The sequence below is a fragment of the Rhizobium binxianense genome, from assembly GCF_028994275.1.
GTDB lineage: Bacteria > Pseudomonadota > Alphaproteobacteria > Rhizobiales > Rhizobiaceae > Rhizobium > Rhizobium binxianense.
On sequence record NZ_CP118713.1, the window covers coordinates 2,246,596 to 2,261,844 of the forward strand.

The window sequence follows — 15,249 nt, forward strand, 5'->3', positions numbered from 1 at the left end:
CATCCGCCCACGGGCGGCAAGGGCGTCCCTATCCTTTGACTCCCTCAAAACGGCCACTTGCCCTCTGTTCCCCACCATAGCGGAACAATGAGGCGGAGGCATTGAGCCGGATCAACGCCCGCTGTGGGTTTGCGCCGAAGGTTGGCGAGGCAAGACCAATAGAGGCTACGCGATACTACACGGACTACCCGCCCATTGGTGGTATTGTAACGTCATTCTGGAGGACAAAAAAAACGGTCCATGGGCCAAGACTTCTCAAGGGACGGAGGAGACCATCATGTCCATCAAGATGGAGGCGCCGCGTGTCGCCGCCGAAGCCGGTTCCACCGTCGCGGTCATGGCAGGACAAGTCCCATCCGGAACGTCGCAGACGCTGTCTCGCGAGCCGGCGCGCGGTTTGCGCGAAGGAGACGGCGGACTGCGGATGGACTGGATCCGGCAACTCCACGAACACATGCCGGACGCGGTGTTTTTTTTCGGTGACCGCCATAGAATTTCAGCTTGCAACAAGGCTGCGGTCGCCATGTTCGGTTATGAAGAGCCCGAATTGATAGGCCGAGAGATCAGCTTCGTCTGGCGTCCGACACCGAATGTTCGATTGAATGGGCGCTGGGCAGATCATGGGGCGGTGCGTGCCGGTCTGGCGATCACCAAGAGCGGAGTTCAATTTCCGACCGCCCTTACCATTATCAGGACGCATGATGAAAAAGGCGTCTTCACTGCGGCGATTTTTGAGGACTTTCGAACCGAACGCGAGACTTTGCAGCAAGTTCAGGAGCTGCAGCAAGAGATTGCCCGTCTTGCAAGAATGACTGAACTCGGAGAGATGGCGTCCACACTTGCCCATGAACTTTCCCAGCCGCTGTCGTCTATCGCAGCCTATTCAGAGGGGTGCGGGCGCCTTGTCAGGGGCAACCGTCGCCGGCGCGGTGAAGAGCTTCGCGAAGCGCTGCTGGAAATTACGCAGCAGGCGCTCTGGGCAGGAAGTATCGTCCAGAACGTCAGAGAATTCGTCGAGCGTGGCGCTTCCGAGAGGAAGCCGGAGGCGATGCACGACCTGATCCATAGGGCAACAAGGCTCGCGCTGATTGGGGCGCGGCGAAAAGACCTTCGCACCGACTTTCGGCTCGAAGCATCACAGAACACTGTCCTTGGAAACCGCGTTCAGATCGTGCAGGTGCTGACGAACCTCGTTCGCAACGCCCTGGAGGCGACCGAGTGTGTCGAGCAGCCCTCGATTGCGATCCGGACAACACTGGAGAATTCCTCGCATGTCGTTGTTGACGTGTCCGACAATGGCTGCGGGATTGCAGCCGAGATGGAAGAGTCGTTGTTTCGTCCCTTCGTGACCGGCAAGCCGCATGGCCTTGGCATGGGCTTGGCATTGTCCAAGCGCATTATCGAGGCGCATGGAGGCCGCATAAGCGCGCGCAGAAGAACAGAGAATGGTTCAGTCTTCTCTTTCTCGCTTCCTTTGGTGGAGACCGAAATCGATGACGAACGACCTTACGATCCATCTCGTCGATGACGAGGAGGTATTGAGACGATCTTTGACATTCTTGCTGGTATCGGCAGGTTTTGCCGTGCGAGCGCATAGCTGCGCAAAGGCATTTCTGGATATTCTGCCTCTTTCGGGCAGAAACTGCCTGGTGACGGATCTGCGCATGCCTGATGTCAACGGCATCGAATTGCTCCACCGTCTGCGCCGGTTCAGCGCGGACGTTCCGGCGATCGTCATTACCGGCCAGGGCGATATAGCTGCGGCCGTTCAAGCAATGAAGGCAGGAGCGTCGGACTTCCTGGAAAAGCCCCTTGGGGAGGAAGCGTTGATCGCGGCGATCAATCTGGCGATGGGACAAAGGCGGCCAGGCTGCGCAGTCGCCGATTCCGAAAGCGTCGCAGCACGAGTTCGTCAGCTCACGGACCGCGAACATCAGGTTCTGAACGGCGTGCTCGATGGTCTGCAGAACAAGATGATCGCCTATCATCTCGGCATCAGCTCGCGCACGGTGGAGGTCCATCGCGCCAATGTGATGGCGAAGATGGGAGCTCGCAATCTTGCAGAACTCATGCGCATGGCCATCGCCATCGACGCGGTTGAGCAGCCTACCGAAACCGGCCGGATCTCACCGGCCGACACCTGGCCAGCCTGCGCCCGATAATTCGAAAAGCGATGCTTGCAACTGGACGCCCCTAAGATATTGTGCTTTAGAAGATGCTTATATAATTGCGTGATCTAGTCGTAGGGGCGATCATGAGAAACGCAACAAAGATCGATGTATTCAGCAGTCTTGGACCGACGGCTGAGGAAATCTGCCGGCAAGTCGAACGAATTCTCGCGAGTGAAGAATTTCACGCGCCGAAGCGCGGGCGAAATTTTTTGGAATTTGTTGTCAGTGAGACGCTCGCTGGCCGATCAAGCTTCCTGAAGGCGTTTACCATCGCAAATATGGTTTTTGGTCGGGAAGCGTCATTCGACCCGCGGAATGATCCGGTCGTCAGGATCGAGGCGGGCCGAATACGAAAGGCCCTGGAACGTTATTATCTCGTCGCAGGCCAGGCGGATGACGTCATTATTACCGTGCCGAAAGGCGGATACGTGCCGCATTTCGAATATACCCGCGACGCGCCGGTGCCGGCTCGGCCAGAAGAAGACCCGGAAAATCCGCGGATCGGAGAATTTGCAGATCAAGATCAATCGCCTCAGGAGACGCGCCGTCCGCAGCCGCCGGTCGCTCGTAGTCCCAGAACCGGTCTGCTGGCCATCCTTCTTCTTCTTCTTCTTCTTCTTCTTCTCGTCCTCGCATTGGCATTTTTTGTGACGGGAAGTGCCCTTATCAGGCCATTGCCGTCGGAAGCCTCCCCGCCGACGGTTGCTGTCGAGGTTTTTGCAGAGAGCAGCTCCGTCGATTCCGCTTCGGATATCGCCCACGGCCTCAGGGACGATATTATCGGCCAGCTTGCCCAGCTCGATGACATCGTCGTGGTCGCCGATCCCGATCCGCCGACGGGTGATCATGTCGCTGCTGCCGACTACGCGCTTCAGGGCAACGTCCAGACGGACGGAAGCCGGTTGCGCTCCGTTGCCAGGCTGGTGCGTCGGGCAGACGGGGCGGTCATCTGGGCCAATAATTTCGATGCCGATCTTCGCGCTCAGAACAAGCTCTGGATTCAAACAAATGTCGCCCGGCAAATCGCCGGTGCGATAGCGCAGCCTCACGGCGCCATCTTTCAAGCCGAAACAGCCATGATCGCTCAGCCGGCGCAGAAGGCAGACCAGGATGCCCATGCCTGTATCCCGGCCTACTATAGCTATCTCCAGGCGATGACTGCGCAAAGCCATGGTGCGGTGCGCGAATGCCTGCAACAGGCGATCCAGCGCACACCCGATAATGCGACGTCATGGGCGCTCTTGTCCCTGGTCTATCTTGACGAAATGAGATTTCGCTACAGGCTCGGCACACCATCTTCGGCCGAGGCCCTCGCATTGGCAACGGCTTCGGCGCAGCGGGCGGCATCGCTGGCGCCGGATAATCCCCGCGTGCTTCGCGCCGTTATGCTAGTGAACTTCTTCCGGGGAGATATCGACAAGGCACTGGCGGCCGGGACGGCAGCCTATGCCGCGGATCCCGACGATGTGGAAGTTGCGGGCGAGTACGGCTTGCGATTGGCGATGTCGGGAAAATGGCAATCGGGTTGCGAGTTGATATCGATCGCGCTTGACAAAAATGCCGGCCCCAGTGGCTATTACGAGGCGGGTATGGCGATGTGCGCATTTATGAGAGGCGATATCGAAGCGGCGGAACAATGGTCGCGAATATCAGATCTCGATTGCAACCCCATGCGCCACCTTGCCTTGCTGTCCATTCTCGGAACCGCGGGCAAAATGGACGAAGCCAAGTTGGAGCAGGATTGGCTGCAGTCCCACGCGCCGGCATTGATGACGAACATCCGCCAGGAGATTTCGCTGCGCTTGCAGCGCCCGGCGGATCGCGAAAGGTTCTTTGCCGGCCTGCGCGCCGCGGGGGTGGCCGTTGACTTGCCATCGGGAGGATAGAGCCTTTCCGGGTTAGATTGAAGCATTCTGCCGGAGCAGGTTTTCGTCAGGGCAGAGGCGATTGGCGAAGGGCATACCCCTTGGTACGTCCGAGCCGATCGCCTTTGATCCTGGTTAGAGATGCCCGGCCCACCGGCCGCACCGCTTCGCCATGGCGAAGCGACAAGTGCGCCCGGCGATTCTTAAGTCTTGCGGATTTGCCAGGCAAATCTGCGGGAGGGTTGGCTGAAACAGGCCGGCTGATCGACCGGCCATCCGACTCCGTTTGAGCCAACAGAATGCTTCAATCTAACCCGGAAAGGCTCTAACGGCGCGAACGATCCCGAGTGGGCGGTCCCGGCCGCGATCCGAGGCGCGATCGCTTGCGATGCGCCTATGGAATCGGGTCTGCGCCGCTCAGTTTGCGGTCGCCAGAAATTTCCATGATGATTTGAGCGGCAATTTCGTCCTCGACATCGAGAATGGTTTGATCGCGCAGCTCGCGGTCATATTGGTTTGCCCAGACGACCGCGCCGTCGGCGCCGTTGATCAGGCGGACATGCAGATGCAGGACCGTGCCCTCGACAAGGACGCTTCCCTGCAGATTGAATAGCGAGCCGGTCGTCTCCATGCCGGATCGATCGGGAGCAAGCACGACAAGGTTGTCCACTTTTATGAGCTTTGCGATCAGCTGATCGGCCAGCCCCTTGGCAAAATCCGCGCCGCGCGCAGTACCGCCGAGGGCAGCGAAGGGTTCGACAACGATCCTGGTTTTGCTTTTCAATGTCGAGGCGGCAGCCGGCGGCGTTTTCGGCGGCGAGAGGTAGGATTCGAGCGGACGGATGAGGGCGAGTACCGCCATTGCACCGAAGAGGGCGGGAATGCCGATCGGCAGGAGAAGATCGCGATATCGCATCGATCGCTCATGCCCGGGATGGCGGCGCTTGTTCTCCGGATTTGGTACATCGGCGGCCTTGACGTTCGAAGTGTCTTCATCGCTCGAAAAATGTGGAGCATAGCCCCCTTTGGGAATGGTGATTTGTATCGGGTCACTGCTTCCGCAGACAAGATAGTATCGTTCAAGGGCGCGACGGATACGCCCCGCTTCGATACGGACAACCGGATCGTTCTGTGCATCGAAGGAGGCATCACGGCCGAACACCGCCTGTGCAATCGTAAAGGCCTTGAGCTGTCCGGCATGCCCTTCAAGCGTCTCTTCCACAATATATTGCAGGAAGCGGCGCCCGCGTTCAGGCGCGAGAAATTCCGGGCTTGCGAGTATACGATCAAGCTGCGCGCGAACGCTTTCGTTGTCTTGACGTGCCTGGCTGCCCCCTCCCTCTTCCGGTGCCATCTAGACCTCCCGCGATACCGCCGTATCACTCTCAAGGGGTGGAAGCATTATACACCCGTCGGCGGTCGCTTGCTTCCGTAGCAATACGTAAGGGGTATCTCGAATACCGAGGCAAGCAACGATTGCTTATGATGGACGCGGATGGGGGACGACGCACATGTTCCAGGGTCACGCGATCGGAAAATACGCAACGGTTCCCGGCCACCACCATGGAACGGTCGCGATAGCCAAAGATCAGTCGATCAAACTCAGCGCCGACGAAACGATCTACAGCGAAGGCGAATACGCCCTTGCCATCTACCAGGTCGAGGCAGGCGCCGTGCGGATTTACCGCCTGACGTCGAACGGCCAGCGGCATATCCTATCCTTCTGCGGCAAGGGCGAATGGTTCGGGCTCGAAAACGGGAATGTCCGAACCGATTTCGCAGAGGCCATCTGCGAAACGCGCGTAAGGCCGTTTCGCACCAATCAGGACGCAGTCGTCCCCATCGATCTTTTGCACATTGCCCTGACGAACCTGGCAAAGGCGCAATGCAAACAACTCATCATCAGCGAGCAAAGCGCCTTGAAGCGCCTTGCAGCCTTCGTTCAGGAGATGGCCGACCGCCATCCCGACGATCCGGAATTCGATATGATGATGTCTCGCAGCGATATTGCCGACTATCTCGGGCTGACAGTCGAAACGGTTGCCCGCTCCTTTACGAAGCTCCGGGAAAAACGCATCCTTCGTCTTGCCGGCAAATCACAACGGATTGTTCGGCTTCTCGATCGCGATGCGCTCGTCGCCTTGACGATTTAGCAATGCAGAGTGTGACAGCGTCCTTGCGGATCTGACGACACGCGCGGCGCTGCAGGCCACGATAGAGGGATTGAACCATGACATATGCGTCCCGCCGAAAATCGATCGCATTGCCCAAAAGAGTTCTTGCCGGCTTGGTCGCCGCCCCAACTCTGGTGGCAGTTTTTCCACTGCACGCCGTCCATGCCGAGGATGATCCCTTCTCTCAGTTTCCGTTGGTCATCCATTGCAAGTACAACGAAACCTACCATGCCTTTTACATATCGCGTGTCTCGCAAGACGGCGTGGCGACCTATGTCGCATCCGACCGGATCGCCGGGACGATCACGCTCGATGGACAGGCAAAGGCGATCGGCGGTGCCGGCGGCGGCAGCTGTGTCGGCAAGACGCTGGTGGAGCTTCGTGCGTCTCAGCAGGCCTATGATCTGAAACCTTAGCGCCGTTCATCTGCCTTGGCCGACGAGGTCACTTTGCCGGCGTCGCTGCGCTTGCCGCCTGCTGCGCAAGGATCGCTTGAGCGGCCGCCGCGCCGCCGCCCTTGTCGTCGCCTCCGACTTGCACCGTTGGCTGTGCGAATGCGATGCCGTTTGCCAGGAACAGTTCGCGAATCTTGGCATAGGCTTTGCGACGGATATAGGTCTGCATGCCTGGAACCGTAGTCATGGCGAAGCTCAACACGATGCCGTAGTCGCCGAACTGCTCGACGCCCTTCATTTTCAGCGGCTCGATGAAGTGTTGGCCGAGTTCCGGATCTTCCATCAGATCGGCTCCAACCTTCTTGGTCAGCTTGCGGGCCTTGTCTATGTCGGTATCGAATCCGACGGTGATCCTGAACTTGTCGATCACCCAGTCGCGGCTCATGTTCTCGACAGCACCCAACTCACTGAACGGCACCGTGAACACCGGGCCGCGATGATGGCGCAGACGCACCGAGCGCAGGCTGAAGCTTTCCACCGTCCCCTTGTAGTCCTTGGCCTGGATGTATTCACCCACACGGAAGGCGTCGTCGAACATGTAGAAGAAACCGTTGATGACGTCCTTGACCAAAGTCTGCGAGCCGAAACCGATGGCGACTCCGAAGATGCCCGCTCCCGCGATCAGCGGTCCGATCTGCACGCCCAATTGCGCCAGGACGATCAGCCCCGCCATGACCGCGACAGCAACGGCCAATGCATTGCGAAAGATCGGGAGAAGCGTCCGAAACCGCGCGCGCCGGGCGGCGTCGGCCGGGGCAAGCGATGTCGTGCCGGTCGATGCGCTCAGCGTTCGGTCGATCCAGCCCCGCGCCACTTGCCAAAGAAGGTCCGCGACCACGAGGATCAGGACGCTCTTCAGGCAGCCGTAAAACAGAGCCGCGATCATCGGGTCGCGCCGACCCAGCGTGTCTGGATTGAGATGCCAGACAAGCGCCAGCCATCCCACGGCGAGCGCGATAACCGCGGCGCGCGCACCGCGGGCGACCAGGATACTGCGCAGGCTACCGGGATCGCTGGTGAAGGATAGCGCCATGCGGCCGACGGCATTCAGGATCGCCGGCAACACCAGCGCGTAAATGCCGATCCAGAACAGGCCCTTCATATTGAGGCACCAGACGAGCCACAGGACGACGAGGAAGGCCGTTATCGCCGCCTTCCAGGCGCGCCTTCCTTCCAAGATCGACCATACGGCCTCGATGGCAAGAAGCAGTCCAATCACGGAGAAGCAGTAGCTGATTGCGTTGCTGACTTCAGGGGAAACGCCGAGCGGCTCGCCGACGGCTGCTGTCGCGATCGCAAAACTGATGACCCCGAACAGGATCAATAGCCTCATCCGCAGCGACGAGCCCATCGCCGCCGCGGACAGGAGCGCAGCCGCCAATCGAAACAGGATGAAGGCCGAGAGATAGGCAAGGAGCGTCACTCGCGCGAGCGGCGGCCATTCGACCGCGAAAAAGACGATGCCCATCGCGCCGGCGAATATGCCGACTGGGATAAGCCGGCCGAACAACGCCTCGCGGCGCGCGGCAAACCTGCGATACACCGCCTCGGCGGTAAGACCAAAAGCGACTAGGCCGCCGAATATGACGAATACGGGCGCATAGCCTCTGCCGGCAGCTTCGCGCCTTGCTCTTGTTGCTGCCGCCGTCACCTCTGCCGGAATCGCCGGGATTGCCGCCAGAATCGCGTTCACACGCCCCCGCGCATCGGCCTCCCACCTGGCCAAGGCCGAGCGGCCGGGCGGTGAAACGGATGGCACGGCCCCACTCTCCTGCTTGCGGCTATCAAGCCAGACCTTCACTTCGGGATCCTGTAGCAGGCGCACGAGTTCGTCGATCTTCTGCTGAGGGCTCACCGGCGGCGTTTGCGCCAAAGCACTCAGCGCGAAGAGAAAAACGGCGGTGAAGGAAAGCAGCCATTTCAACCTGAAACTCCTCATTGCGTCAGTGTCTGTTGTTTCAGGTCGCCGTCGAGCGTCTCGTTGGCGGATCGTGGCGGTCTCTTCCGCGTGATGGGCTGCTCGATGATCGCAACCGGCACCGCGACGGCGGTAGCAGCTACAGTGCCGATATTTGCCACCGTGCCGCCGACGACAGCCGTAATGCCCTGGCCCAGCGTGACCTTGGAATCGGTAAGGGGCTGGCCGGTCATAAGGCGCTGGCCGATGAGTTGGACAATCTCGGGACTTTCCGCAAATTTGCCGTGATTGAGCCTGTCGTTGGTCTTCACCTTCGTCAGGTCGATGGCGGTGATACCGGCCTTTTCCAGTTTCGAGCGGTAGGGCTCCTCAGCAGGGTTGATCGCGCCGAGACGGGATACACGTCCGGTGAGGAAGCTGGAGATTGCGAGAGCCTTGTCATCCTGGGAGATGAAGATCGTGAATTTCGGACGCGGCTCGCCCATCTCCACATATTGTTTGGCGAATACCTGAATGTCGATGTCGGGCGAGGCCAGGATGACATTGTGGATTTTCGAATTGACGCGGCCGTCGCGTATCCCCATCTGCCGCAGGGATTCCATGGCAAGCCAGGTCCCCATCGAGTGGGCCATGACGGTGATGTCCTTGACGTTGGCATCGGCCGCCAGCGTGCGAAGCGCCTGCTCCAGCGCCGTGCGCGAATAGTTCGTACTTTCCTTATCGTACTGGTAGGCAGTGATTTCCGCCCGCGACGGCCAAGTGAACAGGACGGGCGTCGCCTGCATCTTGCTGTCGTGCACGATCTGCGCCAGCCGGAAGACGGAATCCTCATAGGTGTTGTTGAAGCCATGAATGAAGACGAGTGCATGCCCGCCGTTCACGTGCTGCCGGAACCAGACGCGGCCTTGCGCGACGGTGTCGATCTGCTGAACGTTCGTTACGGCAAAGTCGGTGGCAGGATCGGGGGGAAGGCGTTTAGGCCACTGAACCGTGCCGGCTTCGCGCTTCGCCGGGATTGAAACAGAGATCTGGGTCAGATGTGGCTTTGAACTGCGCTCGCCGTTGAAGAGTGTGGCCGGGTTTCCCGAAGGCTCGCGCGTGGTCGCAACCAGCATGTCGACCCTTGATGTCGGCGGCGTCGGCGATGAAATTGAAACGGATGCCATCACGCCGCCCGGATGCCCGCAACTCGTTAGAAGAAGAAAAAGAGCCACGCTACGCTTTGCCATCCACGCATCCAGCAATCGCCCAGGAGGAGGCTTTGGAGCGGGAATACTAGCAGGTGGGTCGCAGCGGCGCCTGTAGCATCACGTAATATCTGTACGCTTTGGAAGCGATCGGTACCAGGCGTGGATAGGAGTCACGTCCCGCACAGGCCGTCCGAGCGCAGCGAAAGGAAACTTTGGCGGCAGGTGTCGGATATATAGTATAGTGTGCGGCTATCCGACGGCTGCGGGTCGCCCACCAGCAGATCATCGCGCTCTGGAGCCCGGGCGCTGCTTCAGAGCGCACAACCTTACAAGAAAAGATCGGCCGGCAAGCCTTTCCTTTACCGCAGACGAGATCGACACGCTCGCCGCCCTCGAGCAAAGCTTCAAGGGCAAGACCAAGCTGTAATCCAATCCCCATCCCAAGGCCTCACTGGCCTGGGCCGCCTGGATCATCGCCAAGCTCGGAGGCTGAAACGGCTATGCCTCCTCCAAGCCGCCAGGCCCCATCACCTTCTTCAATGGCCGCCTACAATACTTCAAAGCATGTGCCGCAGGTTGGGCCTTGCGAGATGTGTAATCCCTTAGCGTTTTTGCGGGGGTCCGAAGGACGGGTCGAACCCGTGGCGTAACCCCGGCAAGGTTAGGGTCAGGCGCAGTCTTCTTGGACTATAGACTCCATCGCGCAAAATTTCGGCTGCACAAACCCTACTTCCCCTCATGCAACGATAACACCAATGTCGCCTTGGTTCCGTCATGTCCGGGATCATAAGCGAAATCCGATTTCAAACTCGCGGCCATGGCCGTCAGTATCCGCGTGCCGAGGCCGGTTCCCCTCGCCGGGTTCGACGGGTCGAAACCAGCGCCGTCATCCTCGACGATGACCCTCAACGCCTCGTCCGCCTGGTCCACGAAGACGCGTATTTCGCCCGGCACGCTGTCCGGATAGGCATATTTGAAGGCATTGGTAACGAGTTCGCTGACGATCAGCCCGAGCGTGATCACCTTGTCGGTCGCCAGATTGACCGGCTCGGCGGTCAACACGATGCGGTGCGGCCGCTTGTCGTCGCGCATCGAGGTTTCGAGTTCGGTGAGCAGGCTGTTCAGATATTCGTCGACCTGCACCGAGCCGACCTGCCGATTGGTATAGAGCCGCCGGTGCACGCTGGCGATGGCGTTGATGCGCATCTGCGTTTCGTGCAGCGCGTCGATCGCCACCTGGTCCTTGGTCATCGAGGATTGCATGCGGATCAGCGCCCCGACCAGACCGAGGCTGTTGGCAATGCGGTGATTGACCTCGGCAAGTAGCATCTCGGCAAGGTCGCGCTGCTGGCGGATCACTTCCTGTGCCTGTGCCGTCTCGCGGCGGAAGCGCGCCCGCTCCAGCGCCTGTTCGAGGGCGGCGGCCAGCAGGTCGAAATAATCCGCCGAGATCCCCTTGAGCATATAGTCGTCAGCGCCCGCCTTCAGCGCCGCGACCGCGATTCCGGTATCGTCCGAACCGGTGGCGTAGATGACAGGCGGATGATCCCGCATCGCCGTGATGCAGGGCAGAATGTCGAGACCGGTCTCGTCGGCTAGGATATGATCGAGCACGACGGCATCGATGCCGCCTTCACGGAGCCTGGCAAGACCGGCAGCGCCGTTCCGCGCCCACTCGACAGAAAAGCCGCGCCGACTGAGGTTCTTCTGCATCAGCAGGGCCAGCCCTTCGTCATCGTCGATATAGAGGATGCGGAACAGGGCATCCGCATCGCCGCTAGAATTGCTCATTCCGTCTCCCGGCGTTCTCTCTGAGCGACGAACGCCCGCAAGCGTCCGAGTCGTCCGCATGGCAATGTGGTATTGCATTGGCCCCCTGAGGTAAACAGCGGCTATTCCTCGCTCTCGGCGCAGGCGGGGCGGAAGGAGGATGTCGGGCAGCCGGCATTTTCAGAACATGACCCTGGCCTGGGGAGGACCCCATCAAAGCCGTTGAAAGAGGTTGGGAAACGAAAACCCTGAAATGAAATTCATGAACGCCGAACGGCCCGATTGGTTCCGCAGGCCAAGCTAATTCTTCTGGAATTTCCGATGGCCGGATACTTCGGCCCCAGCCTCTACCGGCAATTGCAGGAAGCGCAGCGACGAGGCGACGCCGATCGCGCCGACCACGACGAAGGCCCAGCGGAAATCGGCAAGAACGGGATTGTCGGCGCCCCTCAGGGCCGAGGAAATATTGAGCACGGCGGCCGCCACCGCGACGCCGAGCAGCATCGACACCTGCTGCAGCATGCTCGACAGCGTCGAGGCCGAGCTTCTCTGCGCCGGGCCAATATCGGCGAAAGCGAGCGTGTTGAGCGCCGTGAACTCCATCGACCGCGACAGGCCGGCAACAAAAAGCAGCGCATGGATGAAAAACTGCGGCGTGTCAGGCGAAAGGAAGGCGCAGGCGAGGATCGAAAACGCGGCGATCAACCCGTTCAACACCAGCACCGTGCGGAAGCCGAAAAAGCGCAGGAGCGGCGTCGTCACCGTCTTCATGCCGAGATTGCCGAGGAAATAGACGAGCAGATAGGCGCCGGCGGCAATCGAACTCAGCCCGAAGCCGAGCTGGAACAGGAGCGGCAATAGGAACGGCGTCGCATTGATCGCCGTCCGGCAGGCCGTGCCCGCCGACAGCGTCGACATCGAGAAGGTCTGCACGCGGAAGGCGGAGAGATCGAGCAGCGGATTGTCGACGGCAAGGAAATGCCGCGTCGCCAGGAAGGACAGCACGATCCCCGCCGCCAGCATCGCGATGACAGGCAGAAGCCCGCCGTCCCATTTGACCGAGAGCTCCAGGGCGGCAAGCAGGAAGGTCAGCCCTGCCGCACTCAGGATGAAACCGAGGATATCCAGCCGGCCGGGATCGGACTCGCGTTGCTCTGGAACGAAGCGCAGCACCAGACCCATGCCGATGACGCCGATCGGGATGTTGATCAGGAAGTTCCAGTGCCAGCTGGCATAGGTGGTGATGAAGCTGCCAAGCACCGGGCCGATGACGGGCGCCGTCAGCGCCGGCCATGTGATCAGCGCGATCGCCTGGACGAGTTCGGACTTGCGGGCGTACTTCAGCACGATGATGCGCCCGACCGGCGTCATCAGTGCGCTGCCCGCCCCCTGGACGGCGCGCCAGAGCACGAATTCCGCAAGGCTGCCGGAGAACGCGCAGAACAGCGAGGCAACCGTGAAGACGCCGATCGACGTCAGGAAGACACGCCGCGCGCCGAACCGGTCGCCGAGCCAGCCCGACAGAGGAATGAAGGCGGCCATCGTCAGCATGTAGACGGTGATGCCGATGCTCATCGATACCGGCTGCACGCCGAAGCTCGCCGCCATCTGCGGCAGCGACGTGGCGACGATCGTGCCGTCGAGGATCTGCATGAAGAAGGAAACGGCAACGACCAGCGCCACGATCTTCGCCTGGCGGCCGCGTGCCGCCTCTTGCCCCTGCTCGCTCGTCTCTGCCGTGGTCATCGATCTGCCAATGGAAATTCCGGGTGTCGCGACAGGGAACGGGAAGGAAGCTGATTGGAGATCTGCCGCGGGAGGCGCGGACAAACCGCGCACTGGCTGAATACGCCCGTTGCATCAGGCCGGAAAGGCTAAATCTCGCACTGCGACGGAATATTCCCGAGGTGGCGCGTCCACTTAAGAAAAAGGCCCCACCGAAGCGAGGCCAAGTTTGAACCGCTCCGGGAAAACAGGAGCGGCGTGGAGGTCCATATCCTGCGAGCCCTCCGGCAGCGAGGCCAGATTTCGCCGTATCGGTACGCTTGGGAATGAAATCCCCGGATCGCCCGAAAGACCGCTCCCAAAGAAAGGCGAAACGCCTGTGCACTGCAGCAACGATTGCCACTTGCAATGTTTATAAAAGAGGATATCACTAAACATATTGCTAAACATGATAAATGAGGAGTTCATGTGAGCATTCTCTGAAGTGGGTGAACATGCGACGCCGGCGGGGAGCCGGCTTTTGGTTCTGGGAGGAACTTATGCAGAAAACATCGAAAGCCCTTTTGGGGCTGGCCACGGCATTCGTCATGTCGTCGGCATTGCCCAATCTCGCCAAAGCCGATGAACTGACGCTGTGCTGGGCCGCATGGGATCCCGCGAATGCGCTGGTCGAGCTGTCGAAGGATTTCACCGCCAAGACTGGCACGCAGATGAAGTTCGAATTCGTTCCCTGGACGAGTTATGCCGACCGCTTCCTCAACGAGCTGAATTCCCACGGCAAGCTCTGCGATCTCATCATCGGCGACAGCCAGTGGATCGGCGGCTCGGCCGAGAACGGCCATTACGTCAAGCTCAACGACTTCTTCGACAAGGAAGGCATCAAGATGGATGACTTCGTGCCGGCGACGGTCGTCGGTTACTCGGAATGGCCGAAGAACACGCCGAACTACTGGGCGCTGCCCGCCATGGGCGACGTCGTCGGCTGGACCTACCGCAAGGACTGGTTCGAGAAGCCGGAACTGCAGAAGGAATTCAAGGCGAAATACGGCCACGATCTCGCAGCCCCGAAGACCTATGACGAGCTGAAGCAAATTGCCGAGTTCTTCCAGAAGCGTCAGATCGACGGCAAGACCGTCTATGGCGCCTCGATCTATACCGAGCGCGGCTCCGAAGGCATCACCATGGGCGTGACCAACGTCCTCTATGACTGGGGCTTCCAGTACGAGAACCCGAAGAAGCCTTACGACATGGAAGGTTTCGTCAACTCGGCCGACGCGGTCAAGGGCCTCGAATTCTACAAGTCCCTCTACGACTGCTGCACCCCGCCCGGCAGCTCCAATGTCTACATGGTCGAATCCGCCGATGCCTTCAAATCCGGCCAGGTCGCCATGCAGATGAACTTCGCCTTCACCTGGCCCGGCCTCTACAAGGACGAGAAGGTCGGCGGCGACAGGATCGGCTTCTTCCCCAATCCTGCTGAAAAGGCGCACTTCGCCCAGCTCGGCGGCCAGGGCATCTCGGTGGTCTCCTACTCCGACAAGCGCGATGCCGCCCTGCAATACATCAAGTGGTTCGCACAGCCCGACGTGCAGGCCAAATGGTGGGAACTCGGCGGTTTCTCCTGCCTGAATTCGGTCGTCAACGCGCCCGATTTCGCCAAGAGCCAGCCCTATGCCCAGGCCTTCCTGGACTCGATGGCGATCGTCAAGGACTTCTGGGCCGAGCCGAGCTATGCTTCGCTGCTGCAGGCCATGCAGAAGCGCGTCCATAACTACGTGGTCGCAGGCAACGGCACCGCCAAGGAAGCGCTCGACGGCCTGGTGAAGGACTGGAGCGACGTCTTCAAGGACGACGGCAAGATCTAGTGCCGGACGACGGGACGGGCGGCATCCCTCTCTGCGCGCCATCCTCGCCAGGATGGCGGCCCGGATCGGCAAACGAGCCGGGCCGCCGGATCTCTCATATCCTAAAAGACCGGGTG

Annotated in this window: 12 protein-coding genes; 6 read left to right on the top strand and 6 right to left on the bottom strand. The window is 60.1% G+C overall.

The window, feature by feature from the left end; translation table 11 throughout:
- The first annotated feature begins 277 nt into the window (after nt 1–277).
- The 3 genes from PO860_RS11220 to PO860_RS11230 all read left to right on the top strand — a co-directional run bounded on the left by PO860_RS11220 (nt 278) and on the right by PO860_RS11230 (nt 4,057).
- Entirely contained in the window at nt 278–1,528 is a 1,251-nt protein-coding gene (locus PO860_RS11220) for a two-component system sensor histidine kinase NtrB (protein ID WP_275038316.1), read from the top strand.
- A complete protein-coding gene (locus PO860_RS11225) occupies nt 1,494–2,162 on the top strand; it encodes a response regulator transcription factor (RefSeq protein WP_183606978.1) in 669 nt (222 codons plus the stop codon). Before PO860_RS11220 ends, PO860_RS11225 begins: the two co-directional genes overlap by 35 nt.
- A gap of 92 nt (nt 2,163–2,254) precedes the next feature.
- Nucleotides 2,255–4,057, top strand: coding sequence for a hypothetical protein (locus tag PO860_RS11230; protein ID WP_275038317.1), 1,803 nt, complete (start codon nt 2,255–2,257; stop codon nt 4,055–4,057).
- 373 nt (nt 4,058–4,430) lie between these two features.
- Here PO860_RS11230 and PO860_RS11235 read toward each other — a convergent pair whose 3' ends face one another.
- Nucleotides 4,431–5,390, bottom strand: coding sequence for a hypothetical protein (locus tag PO860_RS11235; RefSeq protein WP_272782349.1), 960 nt, complete (start codon nt 5,388–5,390; stop codon nt 4,431–4,433).
- A 157-nt stretch (nt 5,391–5,547) separates the two neighbouring features.
- On the opposite strand from PO860_RS11235, the gene PO860_RS11240 reads away from it, so the two are divergent.
- Together PO860_RS11240 and PO860_RS11245 are read left to right on the top strand one after the other, a co-directional pair.
- Complete coding sequence (locus PO860_RS11240) at nt 5,548–6,189, top strand: helix-turn-helix domain-containing protein (protein ID WP_273880920.1); 642 nt, start codon at nt 5,548–5,550, stop codon at nt 6,187–6,189.
- 77 nt (nt 6,190–6,266) lie between these two features.
- Nucleotides 6,267–6,626, top strand: a complete 360-nt coding sequence (locus PO860_RS11245; RefSeq protein ID WP_275038318.1) for a hypothetical protein — start codon at nt 6,267–6,269, stop codon at nt 6,624–6,626.
- A 28-nt stretch (nt 6,627–6,654) separates the two neighbouring features.
- Here the strand turns inward: PO860_RS11245 and PO860_RS11250 are convergent, their stop codons facing one another.
- The 5 genes from PO860_RS11250 to PO860_RS11270 form a co-directional block, all read right to left on the bottom strand.
- Nucleotides 6,655–8,589, bottom strand: coding sequence for a mechanosensitive ion channel family protein (locus PO860_RS11250; protein ID WP_275038319.1), 1,935 nt, complete (start codon nt 8,587–8,589; stop codon nt 6,655–6,657).
- An 11-nt stretch (nt 8,590–8,600) separates the two neighbouring features.
- Nucleotides 8,601–9,812, bottom strand: a complete 1,212-nt coding sequence (locus tag PO860_RS11255) for an alpha/beta hydrolase (RefSeq protein WP_275038320.1) — start codon at nt 9,810–9,812, stop codon at nt 8,601–8,603.
- A 687-nt stretch (nt 9,813–10,499) separates the two neighbouring features.
- Nucleotides 10,500–11,564, bottom strand: coding sequence for a sensor histidine kinase (locus PO860_RS11260; protein ID WP_272782345.1), 1,065 nt, complete (start codon nt 11,562–11,564; stop codon nt 10,500–10,502).
- A 279-nt stretch (nt 11,565–11,843) separates the two neighbouring features.
- Complete coding sequence (locus PO860_RS11265; protein WP_272782344.1) at nt 11,844–13,289, bottom strand: MFS transporter; 1,446 nt, start codon at nt 13,287–13,289, stop codon at nt 11,844–11,846.
- Nucleotides 13,290–13,463: 174 nt separating this feature from the next.
- On the bottom strand, nt 13,464–13,736 hold the full coding sequence (locus tag PO860_RS11270) for a hypothetical protein (RefSeq protein WP_272782343.1): 273 nt from the start codon (nt 13,734–13,736) through the stop codon (nt 13,464–13,466).
- 71 nt (nt 13,737–13,807) lie between these two features.
- Here PO860_RS11270 and PO860_RS11275 point away from each other — a divergent pair, with 71 nt between their 5' ends.
- Entirely contained in the window at nt 13,808–15,133 is a 1,326-nt protein-coding gene (locus PO860_RS11275; RefSeq protein ID WP_126829532.1) for an ABC transporter substrate-binding protein, read from the top strand.
- The last annotated feature ends 116 nt before the right edge of the window (nt 15,134–15,249 follow it).

Bases quoted from the DNA above. Each gene is read 5' to 3' on its own strand.
- PO860_RS11220 (WP_275038316.1), top strand. From the start codon at position 278: ATGTCCATCAAGATGGAGGCGCCGCGTGTCGCCGCCGAAGCCGGTTCC.
- PO860_RS11225 (WP_183606978.1), top strand. From the start codon at position 1,494: ATGACGAACGACCTTACGATCCATCTCGTCGATGACGAGGAGGTATTG.
- PO860_RS11230 (WP_275038317.1), top strand. From the start codon at position 2,255: ATGAGAAACGCAACAAAGATCGATGTATTCAGCAGTCTTGGACCGACG.
- PO860_RS11235 (WP_272782349.1), bottom strand. From the start codon at position 5,390: ATGGCACCGGAAGAGGGAGGGGGCAGCCAGGCACGTCAAGACAACGAA.
- PO860_RS11240 (WP_273880920.1), top strand. From the start codon at position 5,548: ATGTTCCAGGGTCACGCGATCGGAAAATACGCAACGGTTCCCGGCCAC.
- PO860_RS11245 (WP_275038318.1), top strand. From the start codon at position 6,267: ATGACATATGCGTCCCGCCGAAAATCGATCGCATTGCCCAAAAGAGTT.
- PO860_RS11255 (WP_275038320.1), bottom strand. From the start codon at position 9,812: ATGGCAAAGCGTAGCGTGGCTCTTTTTCTTCTTCTAACGAGTTGCGGG.
- PO860_RS11260 (WP_272782345.1), bottom strand. From the start codon at position 11,564: ATGAGCAATTCTAGCGGCGATGCGGATGCCCTGTTCCGCATCCTCTAT.
- PO860_RS11265 (WP_272782344.1), bottom strand. From the start codon at position 13,289: ATGACCACGGCAGAGACGAGCGAGCAGGGGCAAGAGGCGGCACGCGGC.
- PO860_RS11270 (WP_272782343.1), bottom strand. From the start codon at position 13,736: ATGAACTCCTCATTTATCATGTTTAGCAATATGTTTAGTGATATCCTC.
- PO860_RS11275 (WP_126829532.1), top strand. From the start codon at position 13,808: ATGCAGAAAACATCGAAAGCCCTTTTGGGGCTGGCCACGGCATTCGTC.